Here is an 18,238-nt window from a genome sequence, read left to right as displayed (position 1 = left end):
AAAACATGAAAAAGAACCTTCTGTTCACCGCCCTCCTGTTACTGGCTGGCATCACTACTTTTGCGCAGGTTAAATGGAATGCCGATCCTGCACATACCAATGTTATCTTCAGTGTAAAACACTTAGGTATCAACTATATCCAGGGACATTTTACCAAATACAACATTTCCGTTGAAACAGCGGATACCGTTAACTTCCATCAGGCTAAAATTACAGCAGATGTAGATGCCAACAGCATCAACACTGGTGTAGACCAACGTGACGCCCACCTGAAAACAGACGATTTTCTGAATGCCGCTGCTTTTCCTAATCTCTCGCTGAAAACCATTGCCTTCAAAAAAATCACCAGCACCAAATATGTGCTGCTGGCAGAGCTGACCATCCGCAACACGACCAAACGTGTAACCTTCGACGTTACTTACGGTGGTTTATTAAGAGATCCATGGGGTCTGAAAAGAGCTGGTTTTAGCGCTAAAGCTACCATCAACAGACTGGAATTTGGTGTAAAATATGCCGACAAATTACCTTCCGGCGTATATGCCGTATCACCTACTGTTGAAATCGTGATCAATACTGAGATCGTAAAACAATAGTCTTTTTATTATACGTGTTTTTGAGTGGCGGTTCCGGCAAATGCCGGAACCGTTTTTTATTTACCTTCACGGCCAAAAACCTATGATCTTTACTATTGGCACCATCGCTTTAGGCCAGGTAAAACGATACAACAAGTTCTATATCGAAACAAGATTTTTTACCGCCCCTTTTCCAATCAAGGCAAAAGAAACCCTGCTCGTAGATGCCACTGATCCCAATCATGTTAAGAAACACCTGATCCGGCGCCACCGCCAGAGTGTAATTGCTGGTTTTATACGTATGCCCGCCATCATGGCTGCGGTAGTATTGATCTTATTAGCCGGTGAACGGCAAAGTATACCACTGGCGGGTTGCGCGGCTGGCATCAGTCTGATCGCGATCTATTTTCAGTGCTTTTATGGCCGCCCTACTGCCGATGAAAAAAGAGAAATGCTGCTGCTGGGAAAGTTAGCGGGTATCTATGCCGTAGCGGCCTGGTTTGAAACAACGGAGTGTGAAGAATTTTATGAAGAGTTGGTACATCAATACCGGTCGAAGTTTGCCGGGGCCGACTGGAAGATGGACCTCCTGCATCAGCAGGTACGTGCGGCCAACATTCCTTTGCTATACGGGTTAACTTTATTCAATGCCTTGCTGGATCCATCTCCCGGCAACATCGACTTGCGGAATAAAGCCCAGCAGCATTACGCTGCCCTGGGCTATTAAAATAAAAACGGTGCTGCATTTACCTGCAGCACCGCATCCTTATTTTTTCTTAGCCTTCTTGCCAGGAGGCGCTTTTTTACCTTTCTTCTTGTTTTTCAGCTGGTCCATTTCCTGGTTGTGCTGATCCAGCAACAACTGCCAGTTATCATTAGGAATATCTTCTGAAAAACTGATGGTTTCCCGGTAATCATTTTTATCGATCTTCATTTCCTGGATATCTTTCCCCAGGAACTTCTGAATCTCCGCCAGTATTGGCTTTTCTTCCTCACTACAGAAAGATACTGCCTGCCCTTTCTGCACACCACGACCTGTACGACCTACGCGGTGCACATAGTTTTCCGGCACGTCCGGCAAATCGTAGTTGACCACATAATCCACATTCGGAATATCAATACCACGGGCATTTACATCTGTTGTGATCAATACCTTGATATCACCTTTCCGGAATTCTTCCATAATTTCCAGCCGGTCGTCCTGTTCTTTACCACCATGCATCGTCAGGGTTTTGATACCCACCCGTTCCATGGCATTGAACACGCGTTCTGCCCGTACCTTGGTGCGCACAAATACCAGGATCTTGTTTTCCGGAAAATCCTTTACCATCCGTTCCAGGAAGAAACGTTTATCATCCATCGCTACATACGCCACGGCGTGGCTTACATTTTTCGACACCGGGTCCTGCGGGGAAATCTGAATACGGATCGGATTATCCACAACGGAGTAGGCCAGGTCTTTAATGCTTTTATTCAGCGTAGCAGAGAAAAACAGTGTCTGGTGCTTACGGGGAATGTGTTTGATCACATCCCGGATATCACGGATAAAGCCCAGATCCAGCATATGATCTGCCTCATCGAGGATGAGGGTCTGTACTTTACTGAGGTCTATATTTCCCTGGTTGATCTGGTCAAACATACGACCCGGGGTAGCGACCAATACGTCCACACCCTTTTCCAGCACCTTGATCTGCGGACCTTGTTCCACACCGCCCACCAGGGCCAGGATGGAGAGGTCGGTATATTGTCCGATAGACTGGAATACCGCGGCGATCTGTATAGCCAGTTCGCGCGTAGGCACCATTACCAGGCATTTTACTTCGTACCGGTCTTTGTAGTACTTCCGGTCTTGTTGCTGCAACCGATGCAGGATAGGAATGGCAAAAGCTGCTGTTTTACCGGTACCTGTCTGTGCAATGGCCATTACATCGTCTCCCTGCAGAATAGAAGGAATTGCCTTAAACTGTATATCTGTAGGGCGTTTAAAACCCAGTTCCTCCAGGCTTTCCTTTATTTCCGGGGAGATATTATATTGTTCAAATTTCATGTTCGGTGATTAATCTCCGGCGATGTGCCAGGGTACAAAGATAGCATATTGCCTCCCAACGTCCATAACGGGTTTTTCCGGCAGCCGGTTAGCCGCTACCATACAAGGTTTAGCCTCCATTACCCTCCCTTGCAAATAAAAAGCCCGGGAAACATCCCCGGGCCTGTATGTGGCAGATAATTTTATACTCAGCGATCCAGGAAAGCCAGATCGAAATAATACTGTTGATGATCATGCGGGTTGTAGTAAACATTTATCGTTTGCTGCGCCATCAAATGCAGCAGCAGTGACTGTTTATCTATTCTCAACGTGGGAGATACAAAAGTCGCCTTTCCGTGCTGCGGGAAAAGATGCCCATAGACGATCACCGACCGCATGACCTGCGTCTGATGCGTATGGCTTTTGCCACCCAGGCCATCTATGACGCGAATATTCGTGTTGGGCATATCTTCTACTTCTTCCCAGCTTTCGGTATTTTTCACTTCACAGTCCGCAGCCTTTATGGTGAGGCGGCTGGTGCAGCTGTCTTTCAGCAATTGGGTGGCTTTACCCGCTTTGCTGACAGCCTGCCTGCGCCTGAAATAAATCACCAAATAAGCGATCAGTAATAAAGTAATAACTATTAAGGCTTTCATACGATTTGAAATTTCATCCATCCGGTATTGACATACAGGCTTTCATCATACATATCCTGTTTACCTTTTATACAGGCAGCCAAAAACAATACGATGATGATATACCTGGTGCGTTGATGCCTATTGGCATTCCGGGATAAAGGGTTATAACTGTTTTGCTGCGAAGCTATTACTTTTAGCAGATAGTTGGGGATGCTCTTTCCTTTCATCTATCATATGCATAAACCTTCGTACAAAAATTTCAGCATATCCACGCTGTATCTTTATCATACCTATCGCAAAAAGACGTATAGCTATAAGAGATACTTCTCCTACGGCTATACGTCTTTTTTAACAGTTTCTATATAAACCCTATACTATGACTTCACCAACTGAATTTCCATATTGAGTTTTACTTCATCGCTCAGTACAATTCCACCGGCTTCGGTGCTGGCATTCCAGCGCAAACCATAGTCGGCACGGTGCAGGCGACCTTTCAGCGCAAAACCTGCTTTACTTTGGCCCCAAGGATCTACCGTTACTCCCGCATGCGTTACTTCCAGCTCAATCGGATGTGTTTGTCCTTTAATCGTCAGATCCCCTACCAGTTTATACTGTTCCTCATCTATTTTCTTCACCTTTCTGGATACGAAGCTGATTTTCGGGAAGGTGGTGGCATCAAAAAATTCGCCGTTCCTTAAATGTTCGTCGCGTTGTTTATTCTGTGTGTCAATACTATCTGCATCTGCCTCAAAAGAGATGCTGGCATCGTGAAAGTCGTCGCTTTCGGTTTGAATACTACCACTGAAACGGGTAAAATAGCCACTCACATTTGTGATCATGAGGTGTTTAACTTTGAAGCCTATTTCGCTGTGTGATTCATCAATTTTCCAGTTTGTCATAGCACATTGTTTAATTGTTTTCAAAGACTATGTAAAAGTACACGTTACAACACATATGATACTTGGATAAAACACCGGAAATGATGGACGATTTGCACATTCTACCCATTTACCTGCCGTTTTAATTCGCCGAAACAAATTATATTTATCATCAATTTAACAGGGATGCCATTCACCATTTCGCACATAGCGATAGTAACGCCACTGACCGGCGCGCCACGCCGGTACCTCTCTGCCACGGGTTTAATGATAGGCAGTATGGTACCAGATTTTCTCTATTTTATTCTGCTGAATCCCTATTTCAAGGATGGGCATCAATGGTGGGGAATCTTTGTATATGATATACCCTTATCGCTCCTGCTGGCTTATCTGTATCATTACCTCCTTAAAAGCAGCCTGTTGCATTACGCCCCGGAGTGGGCCGCCCAACGGCTCAATCGTTTCCGGTATTTCGACTGGGATACCTACTTCCGGCAGCACTACCTGGTAGTCACCTTCTCTATTATTATAGGGGTGCTCACCCATTTCTTTCTAGATGCCTTCACACACGGGCACGGGTATTTCACCATCAGAATGCCTCTGCTACAAGGAACGGTCACCATTGCCGGACATACCATCAAAACCTGGTACCTGCTTCAATACCTCAGTTCTGTAGCCGGACTGGCCATCCTGTTTTACGTTTTTCTGAAAATACGCATGATCCCCAAAAATGCTGTATTACCGGCCCCCCATAAAACCCGGTTCTGGGTGACAGTTGCTTTTGCCAGTGTATTGGTATTGGTGATCAATGAATACCTGCATCCAATCCGCTGTCAGCAGATCGACTACCTGGCCGTCATTATGGGAGGGATCTTTTATGGGTTTCTGCTTACTTCTTTATTATACCGGCCGGGCAACCGGGCATAAGCTACCTCAGTGCCCCACCGTTTTAGAAAAGATATTAATCACCAGTACACCGGCAACTATCAATGCCAGGCCAACAATGGCGGGCCAGTCAGGTATCTGTTTATAAAACACCACCCCGATAATGGTGATCAGCACAATACCCACGCCCGACCAGATCGCGTAGGCAATACCTACCGGCAGACTCTTTAATGTATGACTCAGGAAATAAAAGGCCAGCGCATAGCCCACCAATGACACCACTGAAGGCCATAAACGGGTAAACTGTTCCGACTGTTTCAGCGCACTGGTGGCGATCAATTCAAGGATAATGGCCAAAGCCAGGAAGATATATTTCATCATGCTCCATGTTTTATCTGATACGCTTCCGGCAAATAAAACAGATTATCACAAAAGAATTATTTTTTTATCCGGCATAAAAACAGGCGTGACCTCACTCATCCCAGTCGCTGCGATACATCCACTCCAGCGGTAACCGCTCCATAATAGCCTGAAAAATGGCTTCGTCGTGGGTACCCACATAAATACTATTGATCGCTCTTTTTTCGTCGGTGGTACAAACTATAATTTCCTCCTCCCTATTCGTGAAAAAACGCAGCAGCTGATGAGAAATACCAGACAATTCCTGCCAGTTATCTGTGATGATACGGATGTTTTCTGCTGTCAGATCGGCTTCCTCTTCGGTAAAGGCGGTGTGGGGTAAACCTCCTAAAGCACCATTCCAGTAAGCCATGGACAATAAAAAATTCTCCGTGGTACCGGCATCTAAAAACCATTCCTGCCCGGCAGGATTATAGGTACCATAAACGGGAGGGTTATCCTGTTGCAGATCTGTTCTTTTAATTCCCCACAATACCACACCCTGATTTTCTTCATAAAAAACCAGGTAGTCATCTTCCGTAAAACCTGTATCTGCCGGTGTTAATAAACGGTTGAAAGTATCATTCACTACTTTATTATTACCTAATGTCAGATAATACTGCCGCAGAGATGACGGCAGCTGTATCTGTAATCGTTCTTCCATTGCTGCCAGTACTTCTTCTGTATAACCCTGGTTTGCATCCTCGGATAAGTTGTATAATTTGCGGATAATCTGTAAATAGTGGTTCATCCAACAAACTTACTAAGTAAAGCGTAAAAATATGCCCAGGTACATTGCCTTTTTGAGAGCCATTAATGTAGGTGGCAACCGGATCATAAAAATGGAACACCTGCGCACAGCCATGACCGACGCCGGATTCAAAGGCATTGCCACCTATATACAAAGCGGCAATGTACTATTTGACTCCACCAGCACCAACGTTGCGTCGCTCACCAAAAAACTGGAAAAACTACTGCATACTACCTATGGTTTTGAAGTACCCGTGATGCTGAGAACTGTGGCAGAAATGACTACTGTTATTGCACAGACACCATTTCCCGGCATCGTGCCGGATAAAACTCTCCAGATATATGTGATGTTCCTGTCTCAGACCCCGCCTGAAAATGCCGCAGCTTTGGTCGCCTCCTTTCAATCACCCGCTACCACCATCCATCTCATGGACCGCGAAATCTATTTCCTCGTCCGGAAAGAACTGGTCCAGGGGCCACTGGATGTAAGCCAGCTGGATAAAAAGCTGGGCATTCCCGGTACTGTGCGTAACTGGGCCACGGTCAATAAAGTCATCGCATTATAAATACTGCTTGTTTCAGAAAACAGATACGTGTTGTAAGTTTTTACGCTGTTGTTGCAACTAATACTAAAAAGCATTACTGATAACTATGGCTTTTTACTTTCAGTTAAACATTCCCGTATGGAACAACAGCCTTTTCTGCAGCTGATACAGGTGCATCAACCCTTGCTGCACAAGCTGTGCCGCCTGTACAGCGACACACCGGAAGACCGGGAAGATCTTTTTCAGGAGATGATTTACCAGCTGTGGAAATCGTATGGCACTTTTGCACAGCAATCCAAAGTCAGTACCTGGATATACCGTATTGCCCTGAACACCGCACTGGCGCCTTTCCGGAAGCGCCGGCCCCAGATTACGTATACCGACACTTTACCGGAACCACCGCCCACCGACAGTCCACCCAACATCCGGCAGGAAGCGCTTTTCGCGGCACTTAAATTACTGAGCGACGCAGAAAAAGCGATCATCGCCCTCTACCTGGAAGACCTGAGTTATCAGGAAATTGCTGCCGTTACCGGTATCGCAGAAAATTATGTGGGCGTAAAACTCAACAGAATCAAAACAAAAATCAAACATCTCCTTAAACAATAAATATGCAAACAGACCCTTTAAAATCAGCCTGGCAAAACCCCGTTGTTGCCACCACGGATACTGCTACCCTTAGTCACCTGATCCGGCAACGCAGCTCCCCGGTGTTGAAACAGATCAGGCGCCAGCTGGTGATTGAATCGCTGGCCTTCCTGACTTTACTGCTGGTATATTATAGTGCATTTGACGGTGACCGGAAACCATTTTATCTCAATGCCCTGCTGGTGATTTCTGTCATATCTCTACTCCTGTATAACCTGGCGGGGTTATGGCTCACCCGGCAGCAAAACATCACCCGGCAGGTATTGCCCACCATGCAGCTGCAGTTACAACAGTTGAAAAAATATGCTTTCCTGTCGGTCGTCCTGCGTGTATTGGGTATGGCTGGCATCTTTACCTTCTTCCTCTTATCGGTTCAATGGACGACTGCAAAATATGGCCTGTTGTTGTTACTGATAACGGTAATGGCTACACAGTTTTATGCACTCTGGTCTGTCTGGCAACAGCGTATACGTCGGGTACATAAGATAATACAGGAATTGGGCACCCCGGTATAACGACCGGTATTCTTCTCCAGCTTTTCCTGTTTGTTAAATGATGTTATTAGCTTACATTTTGTTTTATCCGGATGGATAAACGCCATACCTTTGCAGCCTGTAATATAAACCATTCACTCCCAATCCCTAATCTACAACTCATGAGAACATGCTTTCTGCTGGTAGTAATATGTATGGCCAGTCTTTCTTCTTTTGCACAAACATTCAAACACGGCGCGGGCGTTCAGCTATTTGTGGATAACTCAGCGTATATGGATACCCGTGCGATGGGCGGGCTCACTTATTCGCCCCGGCTACATTTTCTGGAAAGAAACAATACCTCTTTATCTGTAGGTGTTCCGCTGAGTATAGGTCTCGGTGGCAATTATAATTATCATGTATACAACTATGATGTAGTCGAAAACAACAACCTGCAATTAATTATTAATATTCCGTTGATGCTGAACTTCAACTTTGGCTGTGGCGCTACTACGCATTACGGTAGCCGGTTCGGATTTTTTGTAGGTGCAGGATATGCCTATAATTTCAGTAACCAGGGTCAAAGATGGAAAAATAACTATGCCTACGGTTACCGCTCAGATAATACAGTTTCTACCTCCGGTCCTGCCGGTAATGCGGGCGTACGTATCGGGGTAGGTAGAATGGCGAGGAAGAACATTGAAATAAAAACCGCTTATATGCGAGGATTGAGCAGTGATAAAACCAATGTATTTACCTTAGCGACGCTCTTTAATTTCTAATCAGCGTTGTTGTAATACGATAAAACATAGCGGTCGGCCGCATCATCATTCGGCCGACCGCTATGTTTATAAGCATTTGTTTTTTACAGGTTACCTTCGCTCACCCAGGTACCCGGTGTACCTGATGTAACGCAGCGCCAGCCCCGGGGCCGCCCTGGCACGGGTGTTCGGGCAATTATCTGGTCACCGGTCGTCCAGGTACCGGCAACAGGGAGCTTATCATCATACAACCAGTAGTTTCCCCACTGATTAATTCCATTTACAAATTTCTCTACCTCCACCAACTCACAGGGTGTTGTTACCTGTGTTACCTGGTTATCTGCATAAATACAAAGGGCTACACCCTGTATACGGATGCCGGCGCGGGTACTGTTGCGGATAATATTTTCTGTGATCCGTAATAATCCGGCCTGATGAAAAAAATAAAAAGCTGCCTGATAGTTGCTGTCCAGGATATTTTCTTTCAGGGTTACATTACATGCCGGAGTAGCCAGCAACTGGGAGGCCAACGGTGCGCTGGAAGCTTTCATCAGGCATTTGGCAATATGCAGTTCTCCACTGGTTATACGCAGATAGAAAGGGGCCCACCGTTGTTTATCGCCATCCAAATGGCAGGCGGTTACTGTCATGTTACCTACGGATATAGCCGGGGAGATGCTGCCCACTGCCAGGATATACCTGGAAATAACGGCGTCTTTCCGGATGACGGCTGTCAGGTTAGTGAGATACAGTTGTTTGATATGCAGGCCGGCAGTGCCCTGATCGATGCGGTAGATAGCATATTCCTGTACGCCATCACCAGCTACCGTGGCTTTTATATTGGTGAGGGATACCAGGTCGATGGTATTGTTTTCCAGCAGGGAAAATATACCCACTGCGCAGTTATCAATATTATTTTCCAGCGACAGGTTATCCAGGATATAATACCCGCCGGCTGCAGCAGGATACAATTCCAGGCACCTGGGATATTGGATGGTTTTAAAAGTACTGTCGCTGATACGGGTATTCCTGGCCTGTATCAGCGCACCGTTCAGACAGGTAATACCGGTATAATCGAAATAGTCGCCGTTGGCGTGTGCATCCAGGGCTGCAGCGGGAGATGATGGATCATTATCTACCGTAATACCGGTGTGTTTAATATACCGGCAGGGATAAGTGCCGCCGGCTGCAATACCATGGCGACCTGCTTTATAAAAGCCACCGGTTATATTTACATACTGGCTGCTGGCAATTACCAATCCGTAGTTGGTGTTGCCGCCGGTATAATAATCGCTGTTGGTATAACCATCTACAATGCTGGCGCCAAAACATTCCTGGATCTCAATGCCTCTTTCTCCACTGCCGATGACGGCGCAATTACGCAGCTGTACCTGCCGCCCATACCGGATATTCAGTCCGGAGCAGTTGCCTCCCCGATGATACAATGTCAGGTTATTGATCTCTACCTGAATATAATTGATCACCGTAACCGTAGTATGTGCGGCGCTATAACTATCGAAGATGCCGTTGGTAACCTGGGTACTGTCGCCATAGTTATCCACTTCACACAGTTCTCCTTTGATATAATTGGTGGTATCCCATTTTTCAGTGGATTCCAGTTTTATCAGATCTCCTTTTTTACAGAAGCCGCCAAAGTCAATCCGGGTATCATTGGATTGCAGATCATTGAGTAAAGGAACCGGCGCAGATAAAGTACCTGTAAACACCAATGCCGGCGCATTTGTAATGGCACTGATATCAATCACTGCATTTCTGGCACTTTGAAGAATAATATCCTGTTCAATGATAATGGGGGATAAAATCCGGTATTTCCCTTCAGGAATAAAAACATTGAACCGGAAAGCATTGGTCAGGGAAGCCGTATCATCTGCGAGGCCATCGCCGATTGCGCCAAACCATTTTACATTTACCGAACCTCCTTCCCAGATACGTTTCCAGCGGCCGGCAGTATTGACACCTGTGAGTACAGTCCCCATATTATCCGGCGATACGGTATCGTTATTATCCCAGTAAAATACACCGCCACCGCCATCTCCCGGCTCCCGATATCCTGCAACATGGTATACATCATCCAACAGCGGCACAGGTATTTGCTTTAACGCATGAATGCTATTTATTCTCATCAGATATTATTTGAGATCAGTAATCATCACCCTTCAAAAGTAGTGTTACACTACGCACTGGATGTACGTTAATTAACTACTACAGGCAAATGCAATACCATTTTACAGGTAGATAAGATTTAAAGGGAATGGGTTGACACTTATACCGGTTTTATATTATTTACTTCAATACATAATATGGAATCCTAACTATTATCAACAAAACAAAACACCCACGAACCGCTATCACAAAGACGCAGCCCCTTGTTCACGCAATATTTTTCCTTCAACTACCTTCCCGCTGCATTCAGCCACCATCCTATCTGGCAGCCGTGCAACCATTTATTCAGCCCCGGTAGTCATTACCCATACTATCCAGACAATCCTTACATCTCCTTTGTACCTGCAACTAACAGTTACACCTGTATTTCAAATCATCCTTTACCGATACATTTATCGCTGTTATTTCTCCCGACATAATCTGCTTAAATTCTTTACATCATTTATTACCACCAGCTGATCTGCCATACGTAAGCCCTTATCAGGCTACCTATCGCTGAACTTCTTTTCAAATCCCTTAAAGTATGACAAAACCGGTCTACGCTACGCCCTTTCAACACCTCTATCTAAAGGTTGTTGCGGCGGCAGGCATCTTTGAGGAATGCCGATAACAGTTGTACTTTTTACACCGGTCACCAATGCTTTACATGGACAAACGGAAGGTAGTATAAAATATTTTCTGCCACCAATTGTTCATCCTTTTTATCTCCCTTTTAACAATATTTCAGCTTGTATAACTAGCTAAAAACAAGCTTCCTCCACAACAACCGAATGAATATCCGATGGTCTTTGAAAAATGACAGACCATTGCCACCAACCCACCAGGTTTGATTACTTCCTGACCGGTTGACTTTTCTTACGTATCCTTTCCACACCAGCCAGCTGACAACTATATCCTGAAAAAAGCCATACCGGGAAATAACTATACTCCTAAAAGCGCCTAACTTTCCCGGAGGGAGTAACGATACGGCTGGCGTATAGCCATTGTTCAAAATCGGACAACAGCGCTGCTATAAGCGGACATATCACGCTGTTTCGTTTTCCGCAAGACACTGATTGTCAACATTATTATTTCATGGCATTTTTTAGGATGATCAATACTGTTGATCATTTCACGACACCCGTAGTATATAAAAACGCTTGCATGATCCTGAATTACTTTAAGATAGCTTTCCGTAACCTGCGGCATAACAAGGCATTTACCGCAATTAATATCTTCGGACTTACCCTGGGTATGGCTACTTGTCTGATCATCCTGCTTTTTATCAGCAACGAATACAGCTACGACCGTTTTAATAAAAAGGCCCACCAAATAGTGCGGGTGGTTTTCAGAGGCACGGTACAGGGCGAAGCCATGAAAGAAGCCAATGTGATGCCACCGGTAGCAGCTACCTTATCTGCCGCTTTTCCGGAAGTGGAAATAGCCACCCGCTTACATGACAGCGGCAGACCACAGGTAATAGCGGGCAATAAAACCTTTAGCAGCAATGCCCTCGCTTATGTAGATCCCAATTTTTTCCAGGTATTTACCCTGCCTTTCCTGCAGGGCGATCCGGCCACTGCTTTGAAGACGCCTGGCTCCGTGGTGATCTCCCGGCAAATGGCCCTCAAATACTTTGGACATGAAAATCCGGTAGGACAACTGCTACACCTTTACAACCGGCAAAATACCGTGAAAGTGACCGGCGTCATGGCAGACATTCCGGCCCAATCTCATTTCCACTTTGACATCCTGGGGTCTCTGACTGATATGCCTGAAGCAGATAATACCTCCTGGATGGTTTCCGGCTACTATACCTACCTGGTACTGGCCCCCGGCACCTCCTATAAAAAACTGGAAGCTAAACTACCACAGATCGTAGAAAAGCATATTGGTCCACAACTGCTGACAGCCATGGGAATGAGCCTCGCCTCCTTCCGCAGCAAAGGCAATGACATAGGTCTTTATCTACAGCCACTCACGGATATACACCTACGTTCCGACCTGATGTTTGAACTGGAATCCGGCGGAGATATCCGCTATATCTACATCTTTGGTGCCATTGCCGCTTTTATGTTGCTCATTGCCTGTATCAACTTCATGAACTTATCTACTGCCGGCACCTCCAAGCGGGCCCGTGAAGTGGGGATCCGCAAAGTAATGGGCGCCCGCAAAACATCGCTGGTATGGCAATTTCTGCTGGAATCTATTTTGCTCACCTCCATCGCATTATTACTGGCTATTGTATTGGTACAAGGTGTTCTGCCCGCATTTAATAACCTGGCAGGGAAAAAACTGTCGCTGCATATCAGCAGTCATCCTTTATTACTGCCTGGCATGGTGTTATTTTGTTTATTCACCGGCGTGCTGGCAGGTAGCTACCCGGCCTTCTTCCTCTCCTCATTCCGCCCCATTGCTGTATTAAAAGGGAAGTTTACCGCCAGCGGCAAACATATCTCCCTGCGCAGCGGGCTGGTTGTTTTTCAATTCTTTATTTCTGTCACACTTATCATCAGTACCACAGTTGTTTATAAGCAACTTTCCTATATCCGGCAGAAAGCACTGGGTTACAATAAAGAACATTTGCTGATATTACCGGAAGCCACGGCACTGGGATCACATGCAGCCACCTTCCGGGAACAATTACTACAAGACCCCAGGGTAGCGGGTGTGAGCATCTCCGGTTATCTCCCGGCAGGACCCAGTTACTATAATAATTTCAATATTTATACAGATGATCATCCGGATCAGGTATTAAAAACACTCCGGTATGAAGTAGATGACCAGTATATTCCGATTATGGGGATGCAGCTGGTTGCCGGCCGGAATTTTTCCAGAGAGATGGCCACCGATTCCGGCGCAGTGATTATCAATGAAACCGCCGCCAAAACATTCGGATGGGGGACTAACATCGCCGGACATACGCTTTCTTCCCGTAACAATGAGGGCGTAAAAACAACCTACCGGGTCATCGGTGTGGTAAAAGACTTCCATTTCAAATCATTACACGAGCGTATTTCGCCGTTGGTCATGACCATTGGTAACCAATCCGGCGCCGTCATCGTAAAAACCGCCACCACCGATATCACCGGTTTGCTGACGGCTATCCGGCAACAATGGACGACGTTGCAACCGGAAGAACCGTTCTATTATTCCTTTATGGATGATCGTTTCCGCCACACCTACCATACCGAGGAGCAAACAGGCCATATCCTGGGCATTTTTGCCGCGCTCACCATCCTGGTGGCCTGCCTGGGACTACTGGGACTGGCCATGTTTACCGCGGCCCAACGTACCAAAGAAATCAGTATCCGCAAACTGCTGGGGGCTACGATTACCAGCATAGTAGCCCTGCTCTCCAAAGACTTCCTGAAACTGGTACTCATCGCCAATCTGATTGCCTGGCCGCTCTCCTGGTGGATCATGGAAAAATGGCTCCAGGAATTTGCCTACCGCATACAAATCAGTGGATGGATCTTCCTCTGCGCAGGTATGCTGGCTGTGCTTACCGCACTCTTTACCATCAGTTACCAGGCCATCAAAGCAGCGCTGAGCAATCCGGTAAATAGCCTCAAGGCAGAATAAAGCCGGGCAGCCTATTGGTCAACATTTTTTCTGTAACCGGAAATGCTTTTATACTTTTAAGGAGTGGTAACCACCAGGATGAAATGTTCTGGTATCCAGGCTATTGATTACTGTTATCTTTTATCAGCAACCCTTATATGATGCACACTGCTTTGATCCGGGCAATTGAAAATATCATTCCGCTGACGGCAGCGGAACAAACATTTATCGCCGGCCTTTTTGTACCCAAAAAGTTTAAGAAAGGCGCTTTTTTCCTGCAGGAGGGGCAGGTGTGTAAAACAGTAGGATTTATCACTAAAGGCCTGCTGCGTTACTATACGATCAGCGATACCGGTGAAGAACAGACCTATGAATTCGGCAAAGAAAATGAGTTCACCTGCAATTATGAAAGTTTCCTGGACCATTCTGCTTCCAGCAAAAACATCCAGTGTATTGAAGCCTGTGAAATACTGACTATCTCCTATGATCATCTTCAGCTATTATACGAACAGGTAAAAGAAGGGCAAAAATTCGGTCGTCTGATATGCGAATACCTGTACGTAAATGCCATCCGTAAAATCACCTCGCTGTATACCGACGCACCAGAACAACGTTACCTGCATTTTGTAGCCCACTACCCGGATCTGCAGCAACGTATTCCCCAGTATCATCTCTCTTCTTTTGTAGGGGTTAAACCGCCTTCCCTTAGTCGTATCCGGAAACGACTGGCCACCGGGTAGATTTATTAACCCAGGTGAACGGATAGTTATAGCGCCGGTTTTAGCTTTGTTTCATCAAACTAAATCAGGCGATTATGAAACCACTCACTGTTTCCATTTATTTTTATCTGACCTTACTTACAGGCATCCTGCTGGTATTTATCGGCATCCGTTTTCTTGTTGCGCCGGCGGTAGCTGAAGCGGCTTTCGGCATTCATGTTCCTGCAAACGGCAATTTTTCTTTCCATGATATTAAAGGTATCCGGGACCTGTTTACCGGGCTGGTGGTGATTATACTACTCCTCAGAAAAGAATATAGTGCATTAGGCTCGTTGCTGGTACTGAGTACCATGATACCTGTCATGGATTTTACCGTTGTATTACGGCAACCCGGACATGCTACCGCCAGCCTGTATCCACATGCCATTGCGGTTATACTGTGTGTCGTATTGGGCAGTTTTTATCTCCGTTTCACTGCAAAAAAATAAGCCATGTTATTATTCAATACCATCCTGTTGCTGCACTTTCTTGCCTTTATGGGCTATCTGGGTACCCTGGTTATACTATGGCCACATAAAACCACAGCCATCCGGGATAAAAAAGGACTGATCCTGGGAATGATCATACTGTTTACCGGGTTGTTGCTGGTAGCACTGAAATATCCGGTTATCAACTATTACAAAGTAGTGCCTAAAACAATTATTTTCCTGGGGATCGTTGGCATCAACATCCTGTATGACGGTAAGCCCTATACGAAAAAAGTGTACTATACTTTATTGGGATTAACCTTGCTGGCAGCGGGTATAGCCGTTGTCAGAACAGGGGTAACAGTATAATAAAAAACGGTTGACCTTTCTGCCGGTCAACCGTTTTTTATTTTTAAGCGGGAAACGAATAGGTTTCCGGTATCCACTCAAATCCTTTATCCTGTTTGCGTACATGCCCTATGCCCGGCCATGGCAGGTGATAGGCAAATACTTTCGCTTTCTTTTCTGCCAGCACCTGTAAAACTTTTTTCCGGGTAGCTGCTGCTGCTGTGAAATCCGTATCGCCATAGAAGCCCCATTCCGGATGTGGAAACAGCAATACATCAGAATGCATCAGGTCAGCAATATGTACGATTTCTTCCGAGCCAGAAAACACATGTACCAGCGTATGGCCAGGCGTATGTCCTGCAGCCAGTTCCAGCCGGATACAACCAAACAGTTCCGTCGGATGGTCAAACAGTTTCAAACGGTCTTTTACTGTGGTAAATATCTTTTTGGTCTCTGCAATAATGTGGTTTAACTGGTCCTTGTTATCGAATTTAGCTTTCGAGAAATCCGGGTGATCAGACATCCAGAAACGATGTTCTACTGCCGAGAGATAGATCTGTGCATTAGGAAATACCAGACTGCCATCTTTCTTTATCAGCCCGCCGGAATGATCTGTATGGGCGTGAGACAATATAATATCGGTCACTTCTTCCGGTGATATACCTGCATCCGAGAGAGATTGCGGCAACCATCCGCAACCGCTGCCAAAACTATAACCGGCGCCGGAATCCACCAATATTACCTGTTTCCCTTTTCTGATAGCCAGTATATTCATACTCAGATCTATTTCTTTGGTAGAACGGAAGCTGGCTTTCAATAATCCTTCTACTTCTGCCGCCGCCGCATTGGGGGCAAAGGCAGGCTGCACAGGTGCAATCACCAGGTGACCGTCGGTAATCGTTGTCAGTTCCAGCTCTCCCAGCTGAAAGCGGTGAAAGGGGCGTTTCACGTTGAGGGGGGCACTGTGTTGTCGGGCAAACAAGGTTTTCAAAGGTAATGAGGCTGTCATCCCCAATACAAAGAGGTTTTTAACTAAGGCTCTTCTCTCCATAGCGTTATAATTTGCTGCAAAATTATTTGCGTAGTACATTTGAAACAAGTATGCACTAAAAAGTGCCCTACGCACCAAAAAGATAGTAATACTGATAATCAATCTATAAAAATTAATATAGTGAGCAAAAAAACTGAAGAGGTACCCATATGTGCCGTGGATTATGCCTTTCGCCGGATTGGTGGTAAATACAAAGGGAGGGTGCTGTGGTATCTGCACTGCAATACCCTGTTACGTTATGGGGCGTTGCGCCGGATCATTGCAGACACCACCCCTAAAATGCTGACCCAAACCCTGAGAGAGCTGGAAGAAGATGAGCTGATACACCGGAAAGTATATCAGGAAGTACCGCCCCGTGTAGAGTACACCCTTACACCGGCCGGAGCGGAACTGATTCCCTTTATCAGCTACCTCGCGCAATGGGGCGAAAAACAGCTGATCAAAGAAAACATTCCCATCATCACAGACAACTGTTCACCGCTGTCTTCTTTAAAATAAAAGTGCGCCAACTGCGACGGCGCTTCCTTGTTGAGGTGATATATTTATAACGATATTAATATTCCACGGGAGAACGGAACCACATTTTCTCACCTTGTAAAACCTCCACATGCGAACCTACATTCCGCTGAAGCACACTTTTATTGCGGGTATACTCCTTTTGATGACAGCCACCAGCTGCAAACAAACTTCTTTAACAGGAGATGATATTCCCTCCCTTCCACAGGATGCTGCAGCCGCCGCTGCATTATCAACCGCATCATTGCCCAATGCCGGATTTGAAAGCCAGAACAGTACCGGCAATCAGCCATTGAACTGGCTATTGAGTTCTTCAGGCGCCAGCAGTACTACCGATGCACATAGTGGCCGGTATGCTGCAAAAATCTGGAACTGGTATTATTATGCCAAAGGATATCTCACCAATGGAGATGTCTGGACAGGCGGTATTCCGGGCTATGATAACCATAAAAAAGGGGGTATTCCCATTCACAGCCGCCCCACTGCCCTAACAGGTTATTATAAGTATGAATATGGCACCAACAACGGCAAACCCGATTCCGCCATCGCCCTGATTGCCTTACGCAAATTTAATCCTGCAACGCAGCGAAGTGAAAAAGTAGCGTATGCAGAAATTAATCTGGGCCCTGCCAGTCAGTTCCGCCCATTTACGCTGCCCATCCGATATGATTCACAGGCAGTACCGGATAGTGTAGTCATCACCTTTATATCCAGCAGAAATGGTTTTTGCAACAGTAGCGGCAGTATGCCGGGCAACTGTCTGTACCTGACTATAGATGATCTGGCGTTAACAGGTGCCGGTGGTAGCCGGCAACCGGTGACCATTCACTAATCA

General features: G+C 45.9%; 20 protein-coding genes. 13 read left to right on the top strand and 7 right to left on the bottom strand.

The genetic code is table 11. From position 1 onward, the window contains the following. Window positions 1–5 precede the first annotated feature (5 nt). Window positions 6–593 carry a YceI family protein gene (locus tag OL444_RS06385; protein ID WP_264734059.1) on the top strand — a complete coding sequence of 196 codons (588 nt, stop codon included), beginning with the start codon at window positions 6–8 and terminating at the stop codon, window positions 591–593. An 82-nt stretch (window positions 594–675) separates the two neighbouring features. Further along, window positions 676–1,299 carry a hypothetical protein gene (locus OL444_RS06380; RefSeq protein ID WP_264734060.1) on the top strand — a complete coding sequence of 208 codons (624 nt, stop codon included), beginning with the start codon at window positions 676–678 and terminating at the stop codon, window positions 1,297–1,299. 39 nt (window positions 1,300–1,338) lie between these two features. Here OL444_RS06380 and OL444_RS06375 read toward each other — a convergent pair whose 3' ends face one another. The 3 genes from OL444_RS06375 to OL444_RS06365 form a co-directional block, all read right to left on the bottom strand. After that, a complete protein-coding gene (locus tag OL444_RS06375; RefSeq protein ID WP_264734061.1) occupies window positions 1,339–2,619 on the bottom strand; it encodes a DEAD/DEAH box helicase in 1,281 nt (426 codons plus the stop codon). Window positions 2,620–2,807: 188 nt separating this feature from the next. Continuing rightward, window positions 2,808–3,254 carry a hypothetical protein gene (locus tag OL444_RS06370; protein ID WP_264734062.1) on the bottom strand — a complete coding sequence of 149 codons (447 nt, stop codon included), beginning with the start codon at window positions 3,252–3,254 and terminating at the stop codon, window positions 2,808–2,810. 356 nt (window positions 3,255–3,610) lie between these two features. Next, window positions 3,611–4,135: a YceI family protein gene (locus OL444_RS06365; protein WP_264734063.1), complete on the bottom strand. Its 525-nt coding sequence runs from the start codon at window positions 4,133–4,135 to the stop codon at window positions 3,611–3,613. A 165-nt stretch (window positions 4,136–4,300) separates the two neighbouring features. Here OL444_RS06365 and OL444_RS06360 point away from each other — a divergent pair, with 165 nt between their 5' ends. Continuing rightward, window positions 4,301–5,041: a DUF4184 family protein gene (locus tag OL444_RS06360; RefSeq protein WP_264734064.1), complete on the top strand. Its 741-nt coding sequence runs from the start codon at window positions 4,301–4,303 to the stop codon at window positions 5,039–5,041. Window positions 5,042–5,047: 6 nt separating this feature from the next. Here OL444_RS06360 and OL444_RS06355 read toward each other — a convergent pair whose 3' ends face one another. After that, window positions 5,048–5,380: a DMT family transporter gene (locus OL444_RS06355; RefSeq protein WP_264734065.1), complete on the bottom strand. Its 333-nt coding sequence runs from the start codon at window positions 5,378–5,380 to the stop codon at window positions 5,048–5,050. Window positions 5,381–5,471: 91 nt separating this feature from the next. Further along, window positions 5,472–6,149, bottom strand: a complete 678-nt coding sequence (locus OL444_RS06350; protein ID WP_264734066.1) for an SMI1/KNR4 family protein — start codon at window positions 6,147–6,149, stop codon at window positions 5,472–5,474. Window positions 6,150–6,180: 31 nt separating this feature from the next. On the opposite strand from OL444_RS06350, the gene OL444_RS06345 reads away from it, so the two are divergent. The 4 genes from OL444_RS06345 to OL444_RS06330 all read left to right on the top strand — a co-directional run bounded on the left by OL444_RS06345 (window position 6,181) and on the right by OL444_RS06330 (window position 8,596). After that, window positions 6,181–6,714: a DUF1697 domain-containing protein gene (locus OL444_RS06345; RefSeq protein ID WP_264734067.1), complete on the top strand. Its 534-nt coding sequence runs from the start codon at window positions 6,181–6,183 to the stop codon at window positions 6,712–6,714. A gap of 117 nt (window positions 6,715–6,831) precedes the next feature. Next, entirely contained in the window at window positions 6,832–7,302 is a 471-nt protein-coding gene (locus OL444_RS06340) for an RNA polymerase sigma factor (RefSeq protein ID WP_264734068.1), read from the top strand. A 2-nt stretch (window positions 7,303–7,304) separates the two neighbouring features. After that, window positions 7,305–7,856 (top strand): hypothetical protein, encoded by a 552-nt coding sequence (locus OL444_RS06335; protein ID WP_264734069.1) that lies wholly within the window; start codon window positions 7,305–7,307, stop codon window positions 7,854–7,856. A gap of 140 nt (window positions 7,857–7,996) precedes the next feature. Next, a complete protein-coding gene (locus OL444_RS06330; RefSeq protein WP_264734070.1) occupies window positions 7,997–8,596 on the top strand; it encodes a hypothetical protein in 600 nt (199 codons plus the stop codon). A gap of 83 nt (window positions 8,597–8,679) precedes the next feature. Here OL444_RS06330 and OL444_RS06325 read toward each other — a convergent pair whose 3' ends face one another. Beyond that, window positions 8,680–10,719 (bottom strand): putative phage tail protein, encoded by a 2,040-nt coding sequence (locus OL444_RS06325; protein ID WP_264734071.1) that lies wholly within the window; start codon window positions 10,717–10,719, stop codon window positions 8,680–8,682. A 1,183-nt stretch (window positions 10,720–11,902) separates the two neighbouring features. Here OL444_RS06325 and OL444_RS06320 point away from each other — a divergent pair. The 4 genes from OL444_RS06320 to OL444_RS06305 all read left to right on the top strand — a co-directional run bounded on the left by OL444_RS06320 (window position 11,903) and on the right by OL444_RS06305 (window position 15,857). Next, window positions 11,903–14,323: an ABC transporter permease gene (locus OL444_RS06320; protein WP_264734072.1), complete on the top strand. Its 2,421-nt coding sequence runs from the start codon at window positions 11,903–11,905 to the stop codon at window positions 14,321–14,323. Window positions 14,324–14,460: 137 nt separating this feature from the next. Beyond that, window positions 14,461–15,042, top strand: a complete 582-nt coding sequence (locus OL444_RS06315; protein WP_264734073.1) for a Crp/Fnr family transcriptional regulator — start codon at window positions 14,461–14,463, stop codon at window positions 15,040–15,042. A 74-nt stretch (window positions 15,043–15,116) separates the two neighbouring features. Beyond that, on the top strand, window positions 15,117–15,509 hold the full coding sequence (locus OL444_RS06310; protein ID WP_264734074.1) for a DUF4267 domain-containing protein: 393 nt from the start codon (window positions 15,117–15,119) through the stop codon (window positions 15,507–15,509). 3 nt (window positions 15,510–15,512) lie between these two features. Further along, complete coding sequence (locus OL444_RS06305) at window positions 15,513–15,857, top strand: hypothetical protein (protein WP_264734075.1); 345 nt, start codon at window positions 15,513–15,515, stop codon at window positions 15,855–15,857. A 43-nt stretch (window positions 15,858–15,900) separates the two neighbouring features. Here OL444_RS06305 and OL444_RS06300 read toward each other — a convergent pair whose 3' ends face one another. Further along, window positions 15,901–16,887, bottom strand: a complete 987-nt coding sequence (locus OL444_RS06300; RefSeq protein WP_264734076.1) for an MBL fold metallo-hydrolase — start codon at window positions 16,885–16,887, stop codon at window positions 15,901–15,903. Between the two features lie 120 nt (window positions 16,888–17,007). On the opposite strand from OL444_RS06300, the gene OL444_RS06295 reads away from it, so the two are divergent. Next, on the top strand, window positions 17,008–17,385 hold the full coding sequence (locus tag OL444_RS06295; protein ID WP_264734077.1) for a winged helix-turn-helix transcriptional regulator: 378 nt from the start codon (window positions 17,008–17,010) through the stop codon (window positions 17,383–17,385). 109 nt (window positions 17,386–17,494) lie between these two features. Further along, complete coding sequence (locus OL444_RS06290) at window positions 17,495–18,235, top strand: PCMD domain-containing protein (protein ID WP_264734078.1); 741 nt, start codon at window positions 17,495–17,497, stop codon at window positions 18,233–18,235. The last annotated feature ends 3 nt before the right edge of the window (window positions 18,236–18,238 follow it).

The sequence above is a fragment of the Chitinophaga nivalis genome (assembly GCF_025989125.1).
In the GTDB taxonomy this organism is placed as follows: domain Bacteria; phylum Bacteroidota; class Bacteroidia; order Chitinophagales; family Chitinophagaceae; genus Chitinophaga; species Chitinophaga nivalis.
This window is presented reverse-complemented; position numbering and strand designations above follow the sequence as displayed.